Here is a 22,358-nt window from a genome sequence, read left to right as displayed (position 1 = left end):
CCCGGCGCGGGGCGCGGCGGCGCCTCGCGGCGGCGGGCGCGCATGGCCTCGATCCGCTCCTGCTCCACGATCCACTGGTCATGCTCCGCGCGCCGGCCGGGGTCGCTCAGGACGTCATAGGCCACGTTCAGCAGCCGCATGATGCGATTGGCTTCCTCGCCGTCCGCGTGGCGATCGGGATGATATTTCTGGCTAAGCGACTTGTACGCGGCCCGGATTACTTCCTGGGGCGCGTCGCGGGATACCTTGAGGTTGTCGTAATGGGTATGCATCAAGCAGGAAAGACGCAATAGCGGAGGCCGACAACAATTAACGGCAGAATTCCGGATGTTTCAAGGTATAGCGGCCCGGCCCGGCCGTGTATGCCGGTTGGGCAACAGATGGGCAGCCCCCGGTAACGCCGGCTGGCCCTGGAGAGTATCCAGCAGCCGCTGCATGGCCGTGTCGATCTCTTCGATGCTGAGGCCGCCGTAGCCCATCAGCAGCCCCGCGCGCGGCGGCCGCCCGGCGAACATGCCGCCGATGCCGTAGAGGCCGATCGACGCCGCTCCCGCCCGGGCGATGAACGCGGCCTCGTCAGGCGGCTTCTTGCCGTTCGGACGGATTTCGGCCACCAGATGGATGCCGGCTGACGTCGGCAGCGGGGCCAGCCACGGCGACAGTTCGTGATCGAGCCAGCGCCGCAGCGCCGCGCGCCGCGCCGCGTACTCCTTGTGCATGCGCCGCAGGTGCTTGGCGAAGTAGCCGTCGAGCATGAACTTGGCCAGCGCGGTCTGGGTGAGCGTGCAACTGTGCCAGTCGCCGGTCTGCTTGGCCCGGCGCAGCGCCTGCGCCAGCGAGGCGGGCGGAATCAGGTAGCCGATGCGCAGCTCCGGAAAAATGGTCTTCGAGAACGTGCCCACATAGGCGACAACGCCGTCATGGTCGAGGCTCTTGAGCGAATCCATCGGCCGGCCCTCGAAGCGGAATTCACCGTCGTAGTCGTCCTCCACGATCAGCGCGCCGCGCCGCTGCGCCCAGTCGAGCAGTGCCAGCTGGCGCTCCAGGCTCATCGGCATGCCGAGCGGAAACTGGTGCGAGGGCGTGACATAGATCAGGCGCGCGTCCGCGGGCAGGGCGCTGACCACGATGCCGTCCGCGTCCACGGGCACCGGCACCACCCGCGCGCCCGCCGCCTTGAAGCTCATGCGGGCAGGCGGATAGCCGGGATCTTCCATCGCCACCACGTCGCCGGGCCGCAGCACCACGCGCCCCAGCACGTTCAGCGCCTGCTGGGCGCCCTGGGTCATGATCACGTCATGCCAGTTGCTGACCACGGCGCGGCTGAGGGCCAGGTAGCGCGACACGGCCAGCCGCAACTCCGGCTCGCCGGCCGGGTCGCGGTAGCCGGCCGGTGCGCGTGCCTGCACGCGTACCGCATGGCTCACGCAGCGGCGCCATTGGTCGAACGGGAACAGGCGCTTTTCGGTCACGCCGCCCATGAAGTCGTACTGGGGCGAGACGCCCTCCTGGCGCATCGGCAGCGCGTCCGGCATCGATTCCCAGAGCGGGTCTGCCGGCTGCAACGCCGTGGCGTGCGTGGGCAGGTTGCCGCGCCGGGTCATGGTCGCCGCCACGAAGGTGCCCTCGCCGGTGCGCGAGCGCAGATAGCCCTCGGCGGTCAGCCGCTCGAAGACATCGAGTGTTGTCTTCCGGGAAACACCAAGTTGCGTGGCAAGCTCGCGCGTCGATGGGAGCCGCTCGCCCGGTGCCAGACGGCCGTCGAGAATGCCGGCGCGCAACTGGCGATAAATCTGACTGGCCAGGCCGTGGCGGCCTTCGATGGTCAAGTGGACGTTCATGATGGGGCGGGGGGCGAGTGATCGGTCGGAAACCGCGCGCTGGCAAGCGCTGGCGCCATTCTAGTTAAGTTGCATCTTTGATGCAATTTAAGGTAATTCGGTAAAACCGGGCTGCAAGGGCAGGGGGCCGAAGCGGCCATCTTCCGGACGATCGCCTCGCATGGGTGCCCCGATTCAGTGCCCTCTGCGCGCCCCCTGTGCACCTCCTGTGCGTAACGCGCCTGCAACGTCCGGCGGCGGTGGTCACCCAAAAATCTCAGGAAGTGGCTATGGGCGCCAAATCGCCCCGTGCGTAATCTGCGCAGGACTCGTCTCATGCCCTGCCGGCAATGCCATGAATACCATCGCCATTCTGCTCTCCGCGTTCCTGCTTTCGGTGATCGCGCTGGCGGCCTTTATCTGGAGCATGCAGAAGGGCCTGTTCGATACTTCACCAGCCGCCGCGCGGGTGATCTTTGCCGACGGCGAGGCCGGGCAGCCCGAGGATCCCGCCTCGGCGCACCTGACGCCGGGCATGGACGACCCCTCGCGCGATGCTGCCGATGCATCTTCCGCGCCAGTCGTGTTCCTGTTCATCTGCTGCGCCATGGTGTGGCTGGTGGTGGCGTCGATGGCCGGGCTCACCGCCTCGATCAAGCTGCACGAACCGGACCTGCTCGCCAGCGTGCCCTGGCTGTCCTTCGGCCGCATTCGCACCATCCACCTGAATGCCGTGGCCTACGGCTGGGCGCCAATGGCCGGGCTGGCCATCGCCCTGTTCCTGCTGCCCCGACTGCTCAAGACGGCGCTGGTGGGCGCGCGCTGGGCGGTGCTGGGCGCGGCGGTGTGGAATGCGGGGCTGATTGCCGGCATCGGCAGCATTGGCGCGGGGATTTCCGATGGCATGGAGTGGCTCGAGATTCCCTGGCAGGTGGACATCCTGTTCGTGGTGGGCGGCGCCTTCGTGGGCGTGCCGCTGGTGCTGACGCTGGTCAACCGGAAGGTGGATCACCTCTACGTGTCGGTCTGGTACATGGGCTGCGCGCTGTTCTGGTTCCCGGTGCTGTTCCTGGTGGCCAACGTGCCCGGTGTGCACTTCGGCGTGGAGCAGGCCACCATGAACTGGTGGTTCGGCCATAACGTGCTGGGGCTGTTCTACACGCCGTTGGCGCTGGCTTCCATCTATTACTTCCTGCCCAAGATCATTGGCCAGCCGGTCAGGTCGTACGGGCTCTCGCTGCTGGGCTTCTGGGCGCTGGCGTTCTTCTACGGGCAGGTGGGAGGCCACCACCTCGTGGGCGGGCCGGTGCCGGGGTGGCTGATCACGCTGTCCATCGTGCAAAGCATGATGATGCTGATTCCGGTGATCGCGTTCTCCATCAACCAGCACCAGACGCTGCGTGGCAACTTCCGCCGGCTGATCGACTCGCCGACGCTGCGTTTCGTCACCTTCGGCGGGATGATGTACACGCTGAGTTCCATCCAGGGCTCGTTCGAGGCGCTGCGCGCGGTCAACCGCGTGGCCCACTTCACGCACTACACGGTGGCCCACGCCCATCTGGGGCTGTACGCCTTCGTCAGCTTCGCGTTCTTTGGCGCGCTGTACTTCATCGTGCCGCGCGTGACCGGCCGCGAATGGCCGTACCGCTGGATGATCTATATGCACTTCTGGCTCGCGGCGGGCGGCATCGGCATCTATTTCGTCTTCCTGAGCATTGGCGGCTGGCTGCAGGGGCTGGCCATGCTGGACGCGGCGCGGCCGTTCATGGACTCGGTCGCCGTGACCCTGCCTTACCTGCGCGCCCGCTCGCTGGGCGGGGCGCTGATGCTGGCGGGCCACCTGTTCTTCGTGACGAACTTCGTCTGCGCGATCTTCGGCCTCGGGCCCAATCGTGACCGCCCGGCGCTGTTCCACCAGGGCCGCCAGCGCAAAACCAGCCAGCCGGGCCAAAAACCTGCCGAGGGAGTCTGAACCGTGAACAATGAAAGCGCCCTGCTGGCGGGGGGCATGACCATGCTGGCGCTGGCCACCAGCGCGCTGGTCGTCCTGCCGTATCTGCAACTCCAGGACGTCAAGCCCACCGAAGGCACCAAGCCCTATACCGCCGCGCAACTGCGCGGGCGGGAGGTCTATATCGCCAACGGCTGCATCTACTGTCATTCCCAGCAGCCGCGCGACAGCGCCTACGCGCCGGACGACAAGCGCGGCTGGGGCCGCGTGGCCGTGGCCGGCGACTATTACTACGACAAGCCGCACCTGCTGGGCACCATGCGGACCGGGCCGGACCTGATGAATATCGGCGTGCGCCAGCCCGGCGCCGACTGGCACCTCGGGCACCTGTACCAGCCGCGCGCCTACGTGAGCGGCAGCATCATGCCGAGCTATCCGTACTTGTTCGATGTGAAGGATGCGCCGGAGCCGGGCGACAAGCCGGTGACGCTGCCCCCGGGCTACGCGCCGCCGGGCAAGGTGGTGGTGCCAACCGCCGCCGCGTCTGACCTGGTGGCCTATCTCCAGTCGCTGAACCGCACCGGGGCGGTGTTGCCGCCCGCCGGCGGCGAGTCGAACCCGCGATAAGTACACGACAAGCGTATCCGCAGAGGAAACAGATGGCAGATCCATCGGAAGAACGGCAGGCCGCCGCGGCGCGTGCCCGCGAGAATGCCGATCCGCACGAGAACCGCGCGCCGATTCCCCGCTACGTGCTGGCCATGGTGGCGGCACTGGTGGCGTGGGGGGCGTTCTATATCGTGACGTCCGAGAGCGAGCAGCCCTCGGCGCTGGGCGACAGCCGCACCCTGGCCGACCTGCAAGGCAAGCCCAAGGGTGCCGGCGGCGGCGCCGTGGATGGCGCGGCGGTGTTCCAGGCCCGCTGCGTGGCCTGCCATCAGGCCACCGGGCAGGGTTTGCCGGGCGTGTTCCCGCCGCTGGCGGGCTCGGAATGGGTGGTGGGGCAGGAGGCGCGCCTGGCGTCCATCGTGCTGCGTGGCGTGACCGGCAAGCTGACCGTCAAGGGCACCGCCTACAACGGGGCGATGCCGGCCTTCGCGGACCAGTTGTCCGATGCCGAAATCGCTGCCGTGCTGACCCATGTGCGCAGCCAGTGGGGCAATACCGCTGGCCCCGTGACGGCGGAAGCCGTGGCCGCCGCGCGCACCCAGACCGCCACCATGGCGGCGCCGTTCGATGGTGACGCGGCGCTCGGCAGCCCGGGTGGCTAGCCTCGCCCACCGTGTTAAGCCCGCGCGCCCGCGCGGGTCTCCGGCTGTGCTGATGGTGCTGGCGGTGCTCTGCCTGGTGCTCGTGCTGGGCGCCAGCGGCCTCTGGGCCATCACGCATGGCCTGACGGCCTGGACGCTTGACCAGCGCCGCGAGGCGCGCATCGCCGCGCACCAGATGCGCCTGCCGCCCATCGCGGTGCATGACCAACTGGGCCAGCCGCACCGGCTTTTCGGCGAATTACCAGCCGAAGGGCCAGCCGAGGGTGCTCGCGCCGTGTATCTCGTCGATGCCATCTACACCCGCTGCCAGACCGTGTGCCGCGCGCTCGGGGCCGCGTTCGCCCAGCTATCGCGCCAGCTGGAGGCGGACGGCATGACCGGCCGGATCGGCCTGATCTCGCTGTCTTTCGATCCGCGTGACACCGGCGCCGATCTGGCCGGCTACGCCCGCGAGCACGGCGCCAGGCCGCCGCAATGGCGGGTGGCTGCGCCGGACGCGCCCGCCGCCATGCAGGCGCTGCTGCGCGAGGCCGACATCATCGCCATTCCGGACGGCTTCGGCGGCTTCGTCCACAACGGCGGCCTGCAGGTGGTGGATGCGCGTGGCGTGGTGCTGGGCAGCTTCGCGCTGGAAGACTTCCACGCGGCCTATGCGCTGGCCCAGCGCCATGCCTTGGCGGGTGGAGCCGGGCGATGAGAATCGTCCGGCCTCTGGCGCTGGTCGCCGTCTTTGTCACCCTGGCCGTACCAGCGCTGCGGGAGCCCCTGGAAGCCTCGATGGCCCTGCAAATGCTGGCGCTGCTGCCGGGCGTATTCGCCGCCGGCTGGCTGTCCGCGCGGCTGGCCCCGGCGCGCTGGCAGGCCCGGGCGATGGCGGCGCTGCGGCCGCACGCGCTGAGCCTGCTGGTAGTGGCGGCCCTCGGCTACGGGCTGTGGATGCTGCCGATTGCACTGGACCTCGCGCGGCTGTCGCCGGCGGTCAATGCCGCCAAATTCGCTACGGTGTTCGTGGCCGGCTTGTCAACTGGCATCGCGCTCCGCGTGGCGGCGTGGCCGCTGGTGTTGTTCTTCGGCGGCAACATGGTCTGGATGGGCCTGACCTTCGGTATGCTCTTCATCGACGCACCCGCGCGCCTGTGCGCGAGCTACCTGATCGACGACCAGCGCATGGCCGGTGTCGGGCTGGTGGCGGGGTCGGCCGGGGTTGGGGTCTGGCTGCTGGCCTGGGTGGTGCGTCGTGCAGGATGGTCGAATTCGGAAGATTCCGAAAAAACCGCTAAAGATTGGCCGGCGATTGCCGTTAACGCGGGCCAAAAGGGTCTTACACAAAAGGGTCGCAAACAACAACTGCGTGCCGCGGCAACGACCGTGGCGCCGGACAAGGGGCCTGACAGAGCCCCGGATTGACGGGTTCGCGGAGACATCCGCACCCATTTCAAGGGACAAGTGCATGCTGAGAAGAATTCGAGCGGAACAGCTCCAGGTGGGCATGTTCGTGGCCAGGCTGGGCGGACCCTGGATCAACCACCCGTTCTGGCGCTCGCGTTTCCTCGTCACCAGCGACGACCAGGTCACGCAGATCCAGTCGGCCAACGTGCAGGATGTGTGGATCGACATCCTCAAGGGCCGCAACCTCCCCACGCCGGCCGCGCCGGAGATGATGGAGGCCGACCTTTCCGACGACGATCCCGAGGCCAGTTTCGAGGAGGAACTGGAGCGCGCGCGCGAGCTGATCAAGAGTGGTCGCTCCTTGGTAGGCAACATGTTCAGCGATGTGCGCATGGGCCGCGCGCTGGAGACCGCCGGGGCGCTGCTGCTGGTGGATTCGGCGTCGCTGTCGCTGTCGCGCCATTCCCAGGCGCTGCTGGCCATGGCCCGGCTCAAGGCCAAGGACGACTACACCTACCTGCACTCGTTCTCCGTGTGCGCGCTGATGATTGCCGTGGGCCGCACGCTCAAGCTGCCCGATGGCGAGGTCCGTGAACTCGGGCTGGCCGGGCTGGTGCACGACATCGGCAAGCTGACGCTGCCCGATTCGCTGCTGCACAAGGCCACCGACCTCACGCCGGCCGAGGAAGAGCAGATGCGTCGCCACCCGTCGGCGGGCTACCGCATCCTCAACGAGGCGCGCCTGTACACCAATATCCCGCTCGACGTCTGCGTGCACCACCACGAGCGCGTGGACGGGCGCGGCTACCCGTTCGGGCTGGTCGAGCACGAGATCAGTGTGCACGCCAAGATCGCGGCGATCTGCGATACCTATGACTCGCTGACCTCGCCCCGGCCCAACCATCAGGCCTGGGCGCCGGCGCGCGCGGTGGAGTACATCGCCGTGCGCGTGGACACGCTGTTCGACCGCCGGGTATTCAAGGCGTTTACGCGCACGGTGGGCATCTACCCGCTTGGCACGGTGCTGCGGCTGCGCTCCAGCCGGCTGGGCGTGGTGTGCGGCCAGAACGAGGACGAGCCGCTGCGGCCCCGCGTGATGACGTTCTACAACGTGGCGGCGTCCCAGGCGGTGCCGCCGCAGGTCATCGACCTGTCCCACAGCGAGGACACCGTGGTGGCCTTCGAGGACGCGCGCCAGTGGGGCTATACCGACGAGCAGCTGATGGCGATGTACGCGCCACACGGGTGAGGGTGGGCATCGACGATCAACCGATCGAGAATCGGCCGTGAGACGATTCTGAAAACGGCAGGCGGGGGCGAGAAAGCCGTCGCGGCGGGGCGGGTGGCTAGTACACTTGGCGCTTGTTTGTTGACCGACCTGCCTGCCGCATGAATTTCGATGCCCTGCTGGACCTGTTCCAGCAACGCCTTCCCGCCCACCCCTCGGCCCAGATTGCGCTCTATGTGCTGGCGCTCGGCGTGATTGCCGCGCTGGCCCAGTGGCTGATCGCGCGCGTGGCGGGCCGCCTGGTCTACCGGGTGCTGAGCCTGTCCGGCCACCGCAACTGGGCCGCGGCGCTGCTGCGCCACCGCATTTACCGCCGGCTTGGCTACGCCATCTTCCTGGCGGTAATCGCGCTCGGCATCGGCGAGGTGCCCAACCTCGGCCGTTTCTCGCAACTGATTGAGCGGCTGGCCCATGCCGGCACGTGGGTCAGCGTGTTCCTGATGCTGTCCGGGGTGTTCTCGGCCTGGCAGACCGTGTTCGCGGGCAGCCAGCGGGCGCAGACGCGCTCGATCAAGGGCTACGTGCAGGTGGCCCAGCTCGCGCTGTGGCTGGTCTGCGGCGTGCTGGTGCTGTCGATCCTGATCGACCGCTCGCCGCTCTGGATGCTCTCCGGCCTGGGCGCGCTCTCGGCGGTGCTGCTGCTGGTTTTCAAGGACACGCTGCTGTCGCTGGTGGCCAGCACGCAGCTGACCACCAACGACATGCTGCGCATCGGCGACTGGATCGAGATGCCGCAGTCCAATGCCGATGGCTTCGTGATGGACATCGCGCTGCACACGGTCAAGGTCAAGAACTGGGACAACACGGTCACCACGGTGCCCACCTACAAGCTGTTCTCAGAGAGCTACCGCAACTATCGGCACATGTTCGAGTCCGGCGCGCGGCGCATCAAGCGGACGCTGCGCATCGACGCCACCAGCGTGCGCTTCCTGGAGGATGAGGAGCTGCACGCGCTGATGCGCTTCCGGCTGCTGCACGACTACCTGGAGATCAAGCAGGCCCAGGTGGCGCAGGCCAACCTTACCCTGAGCGGCCCGGACGACGACCCGGTGAACCGGCGCCGGCTGACCAATGTGGGCACGTTCCGCGCCTACGGCATGGCCTACCTGCGCGCCCATCCCGAAATCCACCACGATCTGCTGCTGAACCTGCGCATGATGGAGCCTGATTCGCAGGGCATTCCCATCGAGGTCTACTGCTTCACCACGCTGACCGGCTGGACGGACTACGAGCGCATTCAGGGCGATATTTTCGACCACCTGCTGGCGATCCTGCCGGAGCTGGGGCTGCGGCTGTACCAGGCGCCGTCCGGCGCGGACCTGAGCGGGCTGCGGGCCAACCCGGTGCTCGGCGCGCAGCATGCGGCACTTGCCGTGGCGGCGGCGGATGCACGGGCGTAGCAACGTCAATTGATCGAAAACATCAGACTTTGCAGCAAGCTTGCACGCGATCAACCCGCGCGCAGATACCCCGGCTCCGGATTGGCATGTCCTTGTCCCATCGACTAGCCTGTTTATCTGCGGCAACCGTCGGGAGTGCGTCATGGCAAGCATGCAAGCGTTGGTCTTCAAGGGGCCCGGACAGATCGAACTCCGGGAAAAGCCGATTCCAGAGGTGGGGCCGACCGATGCGCTGATCCGCATCACGACCACCACCATCTGCGGCACGGATGTCCACATCCTCAAGGGCGAGTATCCGGTCAAGCCGGGCCTGACCATCGGCCATGAACCGGTCGGCGTGATCGAGAAGCTTGGCAGCGTGGTGACCGGCTACCGGGTGGGCCAGCGCGTGATTGCCGGGGCGATCTGTCCGAGCTTTCATTCCTACGCGTGCCAGGACGGGCGGCCTTCGCAGGATGGCCAGGCGCACGGCCATGGCTACAAGCCGATGGGCGGCTGGCGCTTCGGCAACACCATCGACGGCACCCAGGCCGAATACGTGCTGGTGCCCGATGCCCAGGCGAACCTCTCGCCCATTCCGGACGGCCTGACCGATGAACAGGTGCTGATGTGCCCGGACATCATGTCCACGGGCTTTGCCGGGGCGGAGCAGGCCAACATCAAGATTGGCGATGCGGTGGCGATTTTCGCCCAGGGGCCGATCGGGCTCTGCGCCACGGCTGGCGCGCGGCTGTGCGGCGCGGGGATGATTATCGTGGTGGATGGGCTCGACGAGCGTCTGGCCATCGCGCAGAAGATGGGCGCGGATGCCGTGGTGAACTTCCGCAAGGTGGACGTCGTGGCGGAGATCCTGCGCCTGACCGGGGGGCGGGGCGTGGACGCCTCCATCGAGGCGCTCGGCACGCAGGCCACCTTCGAGGCGGCGCTGCGCGTGCTGAAGCCGGGTGGCACCTTGTCGAGCCTGGGCGTCTATTCGAGCGACCTGCGTATTCCGCTCGATGCCTTCGCCGCCGGGCTGGGCGACCATCGCATCGTGACGTCGCTGTGCCCGGGCGGCAAGGAGCGGATGCGGCGGCTGATGCAGGTGATCGAGACCAATCGCCTCGACCTCGGGCCGATGGTGACCCACCGGTTCCCGCTGTCACGCATCGTCGAGGCGTACGACCTGTTCTCGAATCAGCGTGACGGCGTGCTGAAGGTCGCCATCACGCCTTGACCGGCGTAGTCCCTCAGTCCCTCAGTCCCTCAGTCCTTGCGCGGCTTGACGCGGCTGGCTGCATCCTTGGCGCGCGCGCGGGCCACGTCCACGTTTTCGGCGTAGGCCAGCGCCACGCCCATGCGGCGGCGCTCGAAGCTCTCCGGCTTGCCGAACAGGCGCAGTTCGGTCTGCGGCACGCGCAGCGCGTCGTCCACGCCGTCGAAGACGATGCCCTGGGCTTCCACGCCGCCGTAGATCACGGCGCTGGCGCCGGGGCTCTTGAGCGCCGTACTGACCGGCAGGCCGAGGATGGCGCGGGCGTGGAGTTCGAACTCGTTCTGCCATTGGGTGATCATCGTCACCATGCCGGTGTCGTGCGGACGCGGGCTGACCTCGCTGAACCAGACCTGCTCGCCCTTGACGAACAGTTCCACGCCGAACAGCCCCTGGCCGCCGAGGTCGGCCGTCACCGCGCGGGCGATGTGCTGCGCCGTTGCGAGGGCCTGCGGATGCATCGGGTGGGGCTGCCAGCTTTCCACGTAGTCGCCGCTGACCTGCACATGGCCGATCGGCTCGCAGAATTGCGTTTCCACCTGGCCATCGGCGCCCACGGCGCGCACGGTCAGCAGGGTGATTTCGTAGTCGAAGTCGATGAAGCCTTCCACGATCACACGGCCGTGGCTCACGCGGCCGCCGGCCATGGCGTAGTCCCAGGCGGCCTTGACGCCCTCGGGGCCGTCGATCTTGCTCTGGCCCTTGCCGGAGCTGCTCATCACCGGCTTGACCACGCACGGGTAGCCGATGCCGCCGTCGATGGCGGCCTGGAGTTCCTCGAGCGAATCGCAGAACTTGTACGGGCTGGTCGGCAGGGCCAGCGTCTCGGCGGCCAGGCGGCGGATGCCCTCGCGGTCCATGGTCAGCCGTGCGGCACGGGCGGTGGGAATCACGCGGACCACGCCGGCGGCTTCCAGCGCCTCCAGCATCGGGGTGGCGATGGCTTCGATCTCGGGCACCACCAGATCCGGGCGCTCGGCCTCGATCAGGGCCTTCAGCTGCTCGCCGTCGCTCATCGTGATGGTGCGGGCATGGTGCGCCACCTGCTGGCCCGGCGCATTCTCGTAGCGGTCCACGGCGATGGTTTCCACGCCCAGCCGTTGCAGTGCGATCAGCACTTCCTTGCCGAGCTCGCCGGAGCCGAGCAGCATCACTTTGGTGGCGGAGGGGGAGAGGGGCGTTCCGAGGGTGGTCATGGCGGGGCGAAGGTCTGGGGTGAACGGGTAAAGACCGCGATTGTATACGCGGCAGGATCGGCGCTCCAAGCGGCCCAAAGCAAAACGCCCTGCCAGGGCAGGGCGTTTCATAGGTGGCGCATCCGACTCACTACGCGCCTCAGGTCAGCTTAGTACGCGATCTTCGCGGTCAGGCTGACGGCACGTGGGTCCGCCGGCTGGACGTAGCCAGCGTACTGGAAGCCCCAGTAGCGCTTGTTGGCCAGGTTGGTCAGTGCGGCGCGCAGCGTCAGCTCCTTGCCGGCCACGCGGGTGCTGTACGAGGCACCCAGGTTGAACACCGTGTAGCCGCCTGCCGTCAGGTCGCCCTCGGGGCGGACCTTGGTGGTACCCGTGTACTTGCCGTCGAGGCCAACCTTCAGGCCCGGCACGAACGGCACGCGGTAGCTGATCCGGCCCGTCAGGATCCAGTTCGGGGCACCGGCCACGCGGTTGCCGATGTTCAGCTGGCCCTGGTCGTAATAGCTGTCCAGGTACATCGCGCTGCCGCCTACTTCCCACTGGGAGCCGATCCGCGTGCTGCCCGCCATCTCCACACCCTGGTAGATCGACTTGCCGTCCTGGACGAACACCGGCAGCGTGCCGCCGTCGTTGCGGCCGAATTCCGTACGTTGCTCGATGCGGAACAGCGCTGCCGTACCGGTCCAGAGGCCCTGGTCCGTCTTGGCGCCCACTTCGTACTGGCGGCTCTTGGCCGGCGTCAGCGCGGCGCCGGCGTTGGAGTAGAACGACGAGACGATGCCGCCACCGTCGAACGACTCCACGTAGCTGGCGTACAGCGTGGTGCTCGGCATCGGCTTGAACATGATCGCCGCGGTGGGCGTGATCAGGCCGTTCTTGGTGAAGTTGGTGTTGCCGCCCGTGGTGCCCGGGAAGCCGTAGCCGTTCTGCTCGTAGTTGGTGACACGCAGGCCGCCCAGCACCGACCATTTCTCGGTCAGGTACATGGTGTCGCTGACGAACGCCGCCTTCTGCTCGGTGTCGCCGGCGCGGTACTTGTTGAAGCCGGTCTGGCTGTAGTACACGCCGGTGTACGGGGCGTAGATGTTGCCGTTGGCCAACTGCGTGTAGACCGAGTTGGTGCTGTAGCGGTCGATCTGCTTCTGCCAGCTCAGGCCGGCCACCAGTTCATGGCGGAACGGGCCCGTGCGGAACTTGCCTTCGACCATCGACGTCCAGTTGCTGAACTGCTGGCTTTCGGCGCCGTCGTAGCGGAAATCGGTGTAGTCGCCTGCCGCATTCTGCAGGTTGAGCGTGGTTTCGTTACGGCTGCGCGACTGCTTGCTGAAGCTGTAGGTCGTGCTGACGGTCCAGTCGTCGTTGAGCCGGTAGCGCAGGCCGGTCTGGTACACCTGCAGGTTCGAATAGAAGTGCGCGTCGGGGCCGGCGTACAGGCCGCCGCGGCCGCTGACCACGCCCGGCAACTGGCCGCCGGCAGGCAGGGAGCCGGTGTAGAACGTCGGCGTGGCGCCCCAGGTGTTGCGGTCCTGGTAGATGCCGTCGAAGGTCCAGGTCAGGTCACGCGTGATGCGTGCGTCCAGGCCCAGCGAGACCGAATTGCGGTTGATGCCCACGGCATTGCTGGGCTTGCCTTCCTCGTGCGTGAGGTTCAGGCGGTAGCCGAACATATTGTCCGGGCCGGCGCGGCCGCCCACGTCGACGTGCTCGGTCCATACGTGCGACGAGCGGTAGCCCAGTTCCACGCTGGCCGTGAACTGCTCGGTCGGGCGCTTGGTGACGTAGTTGACCGTGCCGCCCGGGTTGCCGAAGCCGTACATGAAGCCGGAGGCGCCCTTGAGCAGTTCCACCTGTTCGAGCTGTTCGTAGGGCAGCGTCAGGCCGTAGCTGATGAACGGCATGCCGTTGATCTTGTACGCGTTGCGCCAGTCGAGCTGCAGGCCGCGCACCGTGGTGTACGACGCCCACGCGTTATTTGCGTTGCTGTTGTCCGAGACCGAGGCGTCGTTGAAGAACACATCGCCGATCTTGGTCACCTGGCGGTCCGCCAGGTCTTCGCCGGTCACGATGGTGGTGGAGAACGGCGTGTCGAGCTGCGAGCGGTTGCCCAGCGCGCCGCCGGAGGCCTTCTTCTTCAGCTGCGGGCCAATTTCGATTTCCTGCGCCGCGCTCACGGTCACGGCCGGCAGCGCCTGCTCAGCTGGGGCGGCTGCCGCCGGCTCCGTCGTCTGGGCGAAGGCGACGCCACACAGCGGGAATCCGGTCAGGACGGCCATCCGGGCGAAAGCGGCCAGAGGGCGCACGCGCGACGGCGCGTGCTGCCGGCGCGCGGCATTGGGCAAGCTGGAAGTCATTGTTATGTTGGCTCGAAGGTGCGAATACTAACGTGAATACGAACGATTCGCGTTACTCGGAAAAGTCGAATGATCCTAGGCGGGCGTTGTGCCGTCAAGGAAAAGCCCGCGTGGGGGCGGGCTTTTGTGGTGTTTTTGCGATGGATAGCTGCCGCGTCAGCGCAGCCCCAGGCGCATCTCGAGCTGGTTCGCCAGGGCCACCAGGCGTGGACCGATGACCTTTTCGACCGCATGGAAGGCCCCCGCCTGCGCCAGCACCCCGCAATGGATGACAAACCAGCGGGAATCCACGCGCGCGCAGAGCGGCACCGCAAAACCGAACACATCCGGTCGCCATTCGCCCCGGCTGGTGCAGTAGCCATGCCGCGCCAGATCCTTGCGCGCCTGCGCCAGCGCCGGCGCCGCGCGGTGGTAGGCCTCGGGGTCTTCCAGCCGCAGGCGGTTCAGCACGGCCGCGCTGGCCTTGGCCGGCGCCCGGCACAGCCATGCCTTGCCGATGGCGCTGGCCAGCATCGGCATGGCGGCGCCCACGTCGGGGGCGAACGCGAGGTCTGGGGTGGCAAGCGCGGTCTCCACGTAGATCATCTGGGTCCGGTCCCGTATGCCCAGTGAGACGGCCCCGCCCAGCTCGCCGGCCATCGCCTGCATCAGCGGGCGGGCAAGCTGGCGGATCGGCATGCCGCACAGCAGCGGGTAGGCCGGCGCCAGCACCGCCGCGCCCAGGCGGTACTTGCCCAGCGCCACGTCATGGCGCAGGTAGCCGAGCGCGGCGAGCGTGTGGGTCAGCCGGGCGACGGTGGACTTCGACAAGCCCGTGCGCAGCACGAAATCCCGGTTGCCGAGCAGGGACTCGCCGGGGCGGTAGGCCAGCAGGATGTCGATGCCGCGCGCCAGCGTGGTGGCGAACTGGCGGTCGCGCTCGGGCGGGGCGGGGGGCTGGGGCGGATGGGGTGCCATCAGCCGGCTCCGGTCAGCAACAAGAATTCCACCTCCTGCACCATCTCGATCAGGCCCGGGCCCATGCGCTGCTCGAGCATGTCGGGGGTCAGGCGGCTGGCCAGCACGCCGCAGTTGAAGATCAGGATTTCCCCGTCGATCAGCGTGCGCATGGGCACGGCCACGGCGTGCACGTCGCGCTGCCAGGCGCCCGGCGTGCGCGTGAAGCCGAACCGCGCCAGATGTTCGATGGCCTCCGGCACGGCCCGGGCATGGTCGCACCATTCGTCCGGCGCGTGCTCGCGCAGGCCGGCGACGACTGGCGCGCGCACCGCTTCGGGCGCCTGGGCCAGCCAGGCGCGCCCCATCGCGGTGGTCAGCATCGGCAATGACGCCCCGATCTCCGGGCGGAATGCGATGGCGTCATGGGCGCGGACGGTCTCCACGTAGACCATATGCAGGCGGTCGCGCATGCCGAGCGAGACCGTGCCGCCTATGCAGTCGCTGAGGCATTTCATCAGCGGGCGGGCCAACTGGCGCACGCCCAGCGAGGCCAGCAGCGGATAGCCGAGCGAGAGCGCCGTGGAGCCCAGCCGATAGCGGCGCAAGTGCCTGTCGTAGAGCAGCAGGCCCCGGGCGGCCAGCGTGTACGTCAGCCGGCTGATGGTGGCCTTCGACAAGCCGGTCCGATCCGCCAGTTCCTTGTTGCTCAGCACCGTCTCGCCGGCGCGAAAGCACTGGAGCAGCCCCAGGCCATGGGCCAGCGTGGTGGCAAACGCGGGATCGGGATGATGGGGGCGAGAGATCATGGGGTTAACCCTTGGTATGGTGTTGCCGCCGGGTTCTTCCATAAGGGTAGACGATGTTCAAGATAGCGAAACATTGATAGTGCAAACGATGCACCCACCGTACGCTCGACGCGATGCCCTGCCTTTGTCGGTGCCGACTGGAGCGAAAAACCGAATGATCCGAGACCCGGAAGTCTTCGATCCCTTCCTGCACGCATTGCAACGCTTCGTGCGTGAACGCCTGGTGCCGCGCGAGGCCGAGGTAGCGGAGCGCGACGAAGTGCCCGGCGACATCGTGGACGCCATGGCCGCGCAAGGCATGTTCGGCTATTCGATTCCAGAGGAATACGGCGGCGCCGGCATGACCACCGAGGAACTGGTGCAGGCGGCGATGATGCTGTCGCAGTGCTCGGTGGCGTTCCGGGCCCGCGTGGGCACCAACACGGGCATCGGCTCGGAGGCGCTGGTGGCCGATGGCACGCCGACCCAGAAGCGCCGCTACCTGCCGTTGCTGGCCAGTGGCGAGGTGACCGGCGCCTTCGCGCTGACCGAGCCGGAAGCCGGCTCGGACGCCACTGCGCTGCAAACCTCGGCCCGGCGCGACAGTGACCACTACGTGCTCAACGGCACCAAGTGCTTCATCACCAATGCGCCCCTCGCCGGCCTGTTCACGGTGATGGCCCGCACCGATCCGGACACCCCCGGCGCGGCCGGCATCTCGGCCTTCATCGTGCCGCGCGACACCCCCGGGCTCACCACCGGCGCGCCGTATCGCAAGATGGGGCAGGCCGGCTCGCCGGTCTCCGAGGTCTATTTCCGCGATTGCCGCGTGCCGGCGGACAGCCTGATCGGCGGCGAGCCAGGGCAGGGCTTCCGCACGGCGATGAAGGTGCTGAACAAGCAGCGCATCCACCTGGCGGCGCTGTGCATCGGGCCGGCCATCCGCATGCTCGACGACGCCGTGCGCTTCGTCACCGGCCGCAGGCAGTTCGGCCAGCCGCTGGCGGACTTCCAGCTCGTGCAGGGCCTGATTGCCGATTGCCAGACCGACATCCACGCCGCCCGCGCGCTGATCCTGGAGACCGCGCGCCAGCGCGACGCGGGCGCGGACGTGACCATGGAGGCGTCGATCTGCAAGTACTTCGCCTCCGAGATGTGCGGCCGCGTGGCGGACCGCTGCGTGCAGATGTTCGGCGGCTACGGCTATATCGCCGACTACGGCATCGAGCGCTTCTACCGGGACGTGCGCCTGTTCCGGCTGTACGAGGGTACCAGCCAGATCCAACAGCTGAATATCGCCCGGCGCACCATCGCGCAGGCGACGGCGCCGCGCTGAACGTGTAATGTCACATCCGGACAAAACCACCGGAGATGACAAAAATGTTCAAAGCATGTGTAGTCGTCGCAAGTCTTGCATGGGGGATGTTGGGTGTGGTGGGGGTGGCGCAGGGGCAGGGGCAGGGCGCATACCCCAATAGGGTGATCCGGATCGTGGTGCCGTTCGCGCCGGGCGGCACGGCAGACATCGTCGCGCGCCTGCTGGCCGATCCGCTGCGCGAGGAGCTGGGCCAGACCGTGGTGGTCGAGAACAAGCCCGGGGCGGGCGGCAATATCGGCGGCGAGATCGTCGCCCGCGCCGCGCCGGACGGCTACACGCTGCTGCTGGCCAGCGCCGGGCCGACGGTGATCAACCCGAGCCTGTATCCGAAGATGACCTTCGACCCCGCGCGCGACCTCGCGCCGGTGACGATGATCTCGCGCGACTTCAACCTGATGGTGGTGAATGCCGGGCTGCCGGTGACCACGGTGGCCGAGTTCATCGCCTACGCCCGCACGCATAACGGGCAGGTCACCTTCGGCTCGCCCGGCAACGGCACGCCGGCCCAGCTCGCGGGCGAGCTGCTGAACCAGATGGCCGGCCTGCGCATGCAGCACGTGCCATACAAGGGCACTGGCCCGGCCGTGGCGGACCTGGTGGCGGGGCACATCACGGTGTTGATCGACAACATGCCGCCGCTGTGGCCGCACGTGCAGTCCGGCAAGCTGCGCGCGCTCGCGGTGGCCAGTGACAAGCGCGTGCCGATTGCCCCGGACGTGCCCACGGCGGAAGAGGCCGGGCTGAAAGGATTCACGGTCACGGCCTGGAAGGGCCTGATGGCGCCGGCCGGCACGCCGCGCCCGATCATCGACCGGCTCAACCAGGCCACGCTGAAGATCCTGGCCCGGCCGGAGATGCGCAAGCGGTTGATCGACCAGGGCGCCGAGCCGGTCGGCAACACGCCCGAGCAGTTCGCCCAGCAGATCCGCACGGATACCGCCTGGTGGGCGGCGCTGGTGAAGTCCACCGGCACGTCGCTGGATTGATTGGCAATGATTGGCAATGGATAGATAGGAAAGGCTATGTCGCGATTTCTGGCTTACCGGCTTCACGCGCCCACGGCAGGGGCCAGCGCGCCCGCCGCCCGCTTTGTCGAACTGGACGTTGACGATTTGTCGCCCGGCGAGGTGCTGGTGCGCGTGGCGTGGTCGAGCCTGAACTACAAGGACGCGCTGGCCGCCGCCGGCATCAACGCCATCGTGCGCCAGTATCCGCGCATCGGCGGCATCGACCTGACCGGCACCGTGGTGGCGTCGTCCGACGCGCGTTTCCGCGAGGGCGACCCGGTGGTGGTGCACGGCTTCGGCATCGGCGTGGACCATGACGGCGGCCACGCGCAGTACGCGCGCGTGAAGGCGGACTGGGCGATGCCGCTGCCGGCGGGGCTCTCGCTGCGCGAGGCTGCCACGCTCGGCGCGGCCGGCTACACGGCCGGGCTGTGCCTGCACTGGATGGAGCACAACGGGCTGGCGCCGGCGCGCGGCAAGGTGGTGGTAAGCGGGGCAACGGGCGGCGTGGGCAGCATCGCCATCGACATGCTGGCCGGGCGCGGCTACGCCGTGACGGCGCTGACCGGCAAGGCCGCCGAACTCGACTACCTGCGCACGCTGGGCGCGGCGGAGATCCTGCCGGCCGAGGTGGCCAAGGCGACGGGCAAACCGCTGGACCCGGCGCAGTGGGCCGGCGCCGTCGATGCCGTGGGCGGGGAGGTGCTGGCGTGGATGCTGCGCACGCTCCAGCCAGACGGCGTGGCCACGGCCTTTGGCAACGCGGCGGGCGCGCAGTTCGACGCCACCGTGCTGCCATTTATCCTGCGCGGCGTGAAGTTGATCGGCATCAATGCCAACAGCCCGATGGCGCTGCGCAGCGAAGTCTGGGCGAAGATCGCCGACGCCTACCGGCCGCGCCACCTTGACCTGGTAGCCAATGAGATCGCGTTCCAGGACATCCCCGAAGCCATGGCCCGCATGCTGGCGCGGCAGTCGCGCGGGCGCTATCTGGTGCGGATGGAGGGCTGACGCCGCTGGCTCACTGCAGCGGCCCCAGCACGTTTTCGATCGCGCTCATCAGTTCCTGTAGCCGCAGCGGCTTGCCGCACACCGCGTCGAAGCCTGACTCGATGGCCGCGCGGCGGTCCTGCTGGCGCGTGAAGGCGGTCAGGGCGATGGCCGGCGTGCGCGCCTGCGAGGCCACCGCCTCGCGGATGCGCACTTCGCGGATCAGGTCGTTGCCGTCGCGGCCGGGCAGGCCGATGTCGCTGATGATGAGGTCCGGCGTGGCGGCCTCGATCTGGTCCAGCGCGGCCTCGCAGTCGCGCGCGGTGCGCACCTGCGCGCCGTCGTTCGTCAGGATGGCCGACAGCGCCGCCGCGGCGTCGTCGTCGTCCTCCACCAGCAGCACGTCCAGCGCGTTCAGCGGCACGGCCGGCTGGATGGCCGCCACCTCGGCGCGCTCGGCGCCAGGGTCCGGCGATCCCGGCTCCACCAGCGGAATCGAGACCTCGAAGGTCGCCCCCGTGCCCACGCCGCCGCTGGCGGCATGCACCGTGCCGCCGTGCATCTCGGCCAGATGCTTGACGATGGCCAGCCCCAGCCCCAGGCCGCCGTGCTGGCGCCGGTTGGCGTCGTCGCTCTGGGTGAAGCGGTCGAACAGCAGCGGCAGGAAGTCCGGGGCGATGCCGCGCCCCTGGTCCACCACGCGCACGCGCAGCGTGTCGGCATCGGAGCTGGCCTCCACGCGCACCGCGCCGCCCTCGGGCGAGAACTTGATGGCGTTGGAGAGCAGGTTCCACAGGATCTGCTGGAAGCGCGCCGGGTCCAGCCAGGCGCGGGGAACCAGCGTGGCCGGCAGGTCCACGTCCAGCGCCACGCGCCGCTCGGCGGCCTGCGCCAGCATGCTGTCCAGCGCGCCGCCAATCACGTCGGCGGGTTTGGTGAGTTCGCGTTCGAGCTTCATCTTGCCGACGTTCAGCATCGACACATCGACCAGATCCGCCACCAGCCGGCGCTGGATGGCGATATTGCGCTCCACCGCCGCCAGCCCGCGCCGCCCCTCCTCGGAAGTCACGTGGCGGCTCAGCACATGGGTCCAGACCGAGATCACGTTCAGCGGATTGCGCAGTTCGTGCGAGAGGATGGCGATGAAGTCGTCCTTCATCCGGTTCAGCCGCTCCACGGCGGCGCGCGCGGCCTGCTCGCGCTCGATCAGCTGCTCGCGCTGGCGCTCCAGCAGCACGCGGTCGGTGATGTTGGACACCACGGCCACCTTTACGCCGTTCTCCAGCACGGCTGAAATGCTCCACTCCAGGTGCATGGTCTCGCCCTGCGCGTCGCGCAGCGGAAACGCACCCTGCCAGCCGTCCTGCAGATGCTGGCCGGTGGCCTCGGCCACACGCTCCACCCAATCGGGCGGGGCGAAGGCGGCCACGGGCTGGCCGATCAGCGCGTCGGCGGGGCGCTGCAGCAGGCCCAGCATGGCCGGGTTCAGATCGACGAAGCGCCCCTCCAGGTCCAGCGTGCAGATGCCGCCGATGGCCTGGTGGTAGATCGCGCGGAAGCGTGCCTCGCTCTCGCGCAGCGAGCGCTCGGCGGCGCTGGCGCGCAGCAGCGAGGAGATCGTGGCCACCAGCACGGCCGGCTCGGCCGGGTGGATCAGGTAGGCACTGGCGCCGGCGTCCAGCCCGCGCACCTTGTCGTAGTCGGCCACGTAGGTGGCGGAGAGGTGCACCACCGGCACGGTGGCGGTCTCGGTGCGCTCGCGCAGGCGGCGGCAGACCTGAAAGCCATCGATGTCCGGCAAATTCACGTCGAGCACCACGGCGGAGACGCTGGTGTCGGCGCGTTGCAGCGCCTCCTGGCCGCTCTCGGCCTCGATGGTGCGGAAGCGGGCCGCGCTCAGCACGCGCACCGTGGCGTAGCGCGTAACCGGGTTGTCGTCCACCACCAGCACCAGCGGCGGGGTGTCGCCCCTGCCGGTGGCTGGTGCATTGTGGTCAGCCATGATGGTCTCCGGCAGGCGCGCCCGGGGGCACGGGCAGCGCCACCGGCACGGTCACGTAGAAGCGCGAGCCCACGCCGACTTCGCTCTCGAAGCCGACATGCCCGCCAAGCAGCTCCGCCAGCCGCTTGCTCAGCGCCAGCCCGAGGCCCGAGCCCCGGTAGCGCCGCTGCAGCGGGGAGTCGATCTGCACGAAGTCCTGGAATACCTCGCCGTGGGACTCCGCCGGGATGCCGATGCCGGTATCGCGCACCGAGAACGTGATGGTGTCGTCGCCATCGCACACGGCCGAGACGCGGATCTCGCCGCTGGGCGTGAACTTCAGCGCGTTGGAGATGTAGTTGCGCAGGATCTGCGAGAGCTTGCGGTCGTCGCTGAACAGCTTGGGCACGTCGTGCGGCGCCTCGAAGATCAGCGACACCTCGGGGTTGGTCAGCACGGGCTTGAACATGCCGCGCAGGGCGTCGAACAGGGCCACCATGTCGAACCAGGCCGGCGACACATCCACGCGCCCCGCCTCCAGCCGCGCCAGGTCGAGCAGGTCGTTGACCATCTCGGCAAACTCGGCGGCGGTGTCGCGCACGAACACCACCTGCTTTTCCTGCTCGGGGGTGAGCGGGCCGTCCACGCGGTCGATCAGCAGCCGGGTAATGCTCTGGATGGCGACGATCGGCGTGCGGAACTCGTGGCTCATATAGGCCAGGAAGCGGCTCTTCAGCTCGGTGGCCTGGCGCAGCTGGTCGGCCTGGATGTCCAGCTCCGAATACAGCGCCAGCACGCCGCGATTGGTTTCGTCGAGTTCGGCGCGCAGCGCCTCCACTTCCTGGGTGCGCGCCGCCAGCGCGGCCAGGAGTCCGGCGGGGTCGGCGTCGGGGGAGGACGTCGGGTGGGTCGGGTGGGTCGGGGGAGTCGAGTGGGTCATATCGCGGCCAGTCTCACGGTCTCTTGCGGGCCCGGGGGGCATCACCGCTGCGCGCGGCGAACCACCACGACGGTGGCATCGTCGCGGCCCCGGCAGAATTTCCAGAACACAAACGCGGCCACCAGCGAGGGATCGCGCTGCAGCACGGCCGGGTCGTCCAGCCGCCAGCGCGACTGGATGCCATCCGAATGCACGATCAGCAGCGCGTGCGGCGGCCACTCCACCTCCTGCTCCTGCACGGCGCGCATCTGCAGGCCGGCCGTGCCATTCTGGACCAGCAGCGTACGGTCGTCGATGCCGGACATCACGCGCGCCATGACGTTGCCGGCACCGGCATAGCGGATGCGCTGGGCGCCGGCGTCCGCGCGCGCGGCGGTCACGGCGGCGCCGCGCGTGGTGCGCAGCGCGCCATGCGCCAGT

At 68.4% G+C, this 22,358-nt stretch carries 19 protein-coding genes and 1 pseudogene; 11 read left to right on the top strand and 9 right to left on the bottom strand.

Annotated elements, in window-relative coordinates; translation table 11 throughout:
* The coding region (locus tag KHO18_RS25220; RefSeq protein ID WP_211944096.1) for a J domain-containing protein at positions 1-272 on the bottom strand (272 nt) is incomplete at its 3' end.
* Between the two features lie 60 nt (positions 273-332).
* The gene (pdxR, locus tag KHO18_RS25215; protein ID WP_211944095.1) at positions 333-1,841 is read right to left on the bottom strand and encodes a MocR-like pyridoxine biosynthesis transcription factor PdxR; all 1,509 of its coding nucleotides are present in this window, start codon (positions 1,839-1,841) and stop codon (positions 333-335) included.
* A gap of 334 nt (positions 1,842-2,175) precedes the next feature.
* On the opposite strand from pdxR, the gene KHO18_RS25210 reads away from it, so the two are divergent.
* The 8 genes from KHO18_RS25210 to KHO18_RS25175 all read left to right on the top strand — a co-directional run bounded on the left by KHO18_RS25210 (position 2,176) and on the right by KHO18_RS25175 (position 10,335).
* Positions 2,176-3,792, top strand: coding sequence for a cbb3-type cytochrome c oxidase subunit I (locus KHO18_RS25210; protein WP_144195481.1), 1,617 nt, complete (start codon positions 2,176-2,178; stop codon positions 3,790-3,792).
* Positions 3,793-3,795: 3 nt separating this feature from the next.
* Positions 3,796-4,398 carry a cbb3-type cytochrome c oxidase subunit II gene (locus KHO18_RS25205; RefSeq protein WP_186296740.1) on the top strand — a complete coding sequence of 201 codons (603 nt, stop codon included), beginning with the start codon at positions 3,796-3,798 and terminating at the stop codon, positions 4,396-4,398.
* A gap of 32 nt (positions 4,399-4,430) precedes the next feature.
* Entirely contained in the window at positions 4,431-5,042 is a 612-nt protein-coding gene (locus KHO18_RS25200) for a c-type cytochrome (RefSeq protein WP_144195480.1), read from the top strand.
* Positions 5,035-5,739, top strand: coding sequence for an SCO family protein (locus tag KHO18_RS25195; RefSeq protein WP_244845080.1), 705 nt, complete (start codon positions 5,035-5,037; stop codon positions 5,737-5,739). Before KHO18_RS25200 ends, KHO18_RS25195 begins: the two co-directional genes overlap by 8 nt.
* Complete coding sequence (locus tag KHO18_RS25190) at positions 5,736-6,449, top strand: hypothetical protein (protein ID WP_144195476.1); 714 nt, start codon at positions 5,736-5,738, stop codon at positions 6,447-6,449. Before KHO18_RS25195 ends, KHO18_RS25190 begins: the two co-directional genes overlap by 4 nt.
* Before the next feature lie 43 nt (positions 6,450-6,492).
* Entirely contained in the window at positions 6,493-7,680 is a 1,188-nt protein-coding gene (locus KHO18_RS25185; RefSeq protein WP_144195474.1) for an HD-GYP domain-containing protein, read from the top strand.
* Positions 7,681-7,820: 140 nt separating this feature from the next.
* A complete protein-coding gene (locus KHO18_RS25180) occupies positions 7,821-9,119 on the top strand; it encodes a mechanosensitive ion channel family protein (protein ID WP_211944094.1) in 1,299 nt (432 codons plus the stop codon).
* Between the two features lie 142 nt (positions 9,120-9,261).
* Positions 9,262-10,335: an NAD(P)-dependent alcohol dehydrogenase gene (locus tag KHO18_RS25175; RefSeq protein WP_211944093.1), complete on the top strand. Its 1,074-nt coding sequence runs from the start codon at positions 9,262-9,264 to the stop codon at positions 10,333-10,335.
* A gap of 29 nt (positions 10,336-10,364) precedes the next feature.
* Here the strand turns inward: KHO18_RS25175 and purT are convergent, their stop codons facing one another.
* From purT to KHO18_RS25155, 4 genes are all read right to left on the bottom strand, one after another.
* The gene (gene purT / locus KHO18_RS25170) at positions 10,365-11,567 is read right to left on the bottom strand and encodes a formate-dependent phosphoribosylglycinamide formyltransferase (RefSeq protein ID WP_211944092.1); all 1,203 of its coding nucleotides are present in this window, start codon (positions 11,565-11,567) and stop codon (positions 10,365-10,367) included.
* Positions 11,568-11,716: 149 nt separating this feature from the next.
* Entirely contained in the window at positions 11,717-13,918 is a 2,202-nt protein-coding gene (locus KHO18_RS25165; RefSeq protein ID WP_144195466.1) for a TonB-dependent siderophore receptor, read from the bottom strand.
* Positions 13,919-14,074: 156 nt separating this feature from the next.
* The gene (locus tag KHO18_RS25160) at positions 14,075-14,875 is read right to left on the bottom strand and encodes an IclR family transcriptional regulator (RefSeq protein ID WP_144195464.1); all 801 of its coding nucleotides are present in this window, start codon (positions 14,873-14,875) and stop codon (positions 14,075-14,077) included.
* Positions 14,875-15,663 carry an IclR family transcriptional regulator gene (locus tag KHO18_RS25155; RefSeq protein ID WP_144195462.1) on the bottom strand — a complete coding sequence of 263 codons (789 nt, stop codon included), beginning with the start codon at positions 15,661-15,663 and terminating at the stop codon, positions 14,875-14,877. The genes KHO18_RS25160 and KHO18_RS25155 overlap by 1 nt, the downstream gene beginning before the upstream one ends.
* Positions 15,664-15,817: 154 nt before the next feature.
* Between KHO18_RS25155 and KHO18_RS25150 the strand changes: the two genes are divergently transcribed.
* The 3 genes from KHO18_RS25150 (at position 15,818) to KHO18_RS25140 (ending at position 19,038) form a co-directional block, all read left to right on the top strand.
* A complete protein-coding gene (locus KHO18_RS25150) occupies positions 15,818-16,978 on the top strand; it encodes an acyl-CoA dehydrogenase family protein (protein ID WP_211944091.1) in 1,161 nt (386 codons plus the stop codon).
* An 86-nt stretch (positions 16,979-17,064) separates the two neighbouring features.
* Positions 17,065-18,006: a Bug family tripartite tricarboxylate transporter substrate binding protein gene (locus KHO18_RS25145; protein ID WP_244845081.1), complete on the top strand. Its 942-nt coding sequence runs from the start codon at positions 17,065-17,067 to the stop codon at positions 18,004-18,006.
* Between the two features lie 36 nt (positions 18,007-18,042).
* Positions 18,043-19,038, top strand: a complete 996-nt coding sequence (locus tag KHO18_RS25140) for an oxidoreductase (protein ID WP_211944090.1) — start codon at positions 18,043-18,045, stop codon at positions 19,036-19,038.
* Between the two features lie 10 nt (positions 19,039-19,048).
* On the opposite strand, the gene KHO18_RS25135 is transcribed toward KHO18_RS25140, so the two are convergent.
* The 3 genes and pseudogenes from KHO18_RS25135 to KHO18_RS25125 form a co-directional block, all read right to left on the bottom strand.
* Positions 19,049-21,019 carry a hybrid sensor histidine kinase/response regulator gene (locus KHO18_RS25135; RefSeq protein ID WP_144195446.1) on the bottom strand — a complete coding sequence of 657 codons (1,971 nt, stop codon included), beginning with the start codon at positions 21,017-21,019 and terminating at the stop codon, positions 19,049-19,051.
* Positions 21,012-21,938, bottom strand: coding sequence for a sensor histidine kinase (locus tag KHO18_RS25130; protein WP_144195444.1), 927 nt, complete (start codon positions 21,936-21,938; stop codon positions 21,012-21,014). Before KHO18_RS25130 ends, KHO18_RS25135 begins: the two co-directional genes overlap by 8 nt.
* Before the next feature lie 41 nt (positions 21,939-21,979).
* A pseudogene (locus KHO18_RS25125) lies at positions 21,980-22,358 on the bottom strand (histidine kinase); the annotation flags it as partial.

The sequence above is a fragment of the Cupriavidus campinensis genome (assembly GCF_905397395.1).
GTDB lineage: Bacteria > Pseudomonadota > Gammaproteobacteria > Burkholderiales > Burkholderiaceae > Cupriavidus > Cupriavidus campinensis.
The sequence above is the reverse complement of the archived record's forward strand: the minus strand, read 5'-3'. Positions and strand labels throughout refer to the sequence as shown.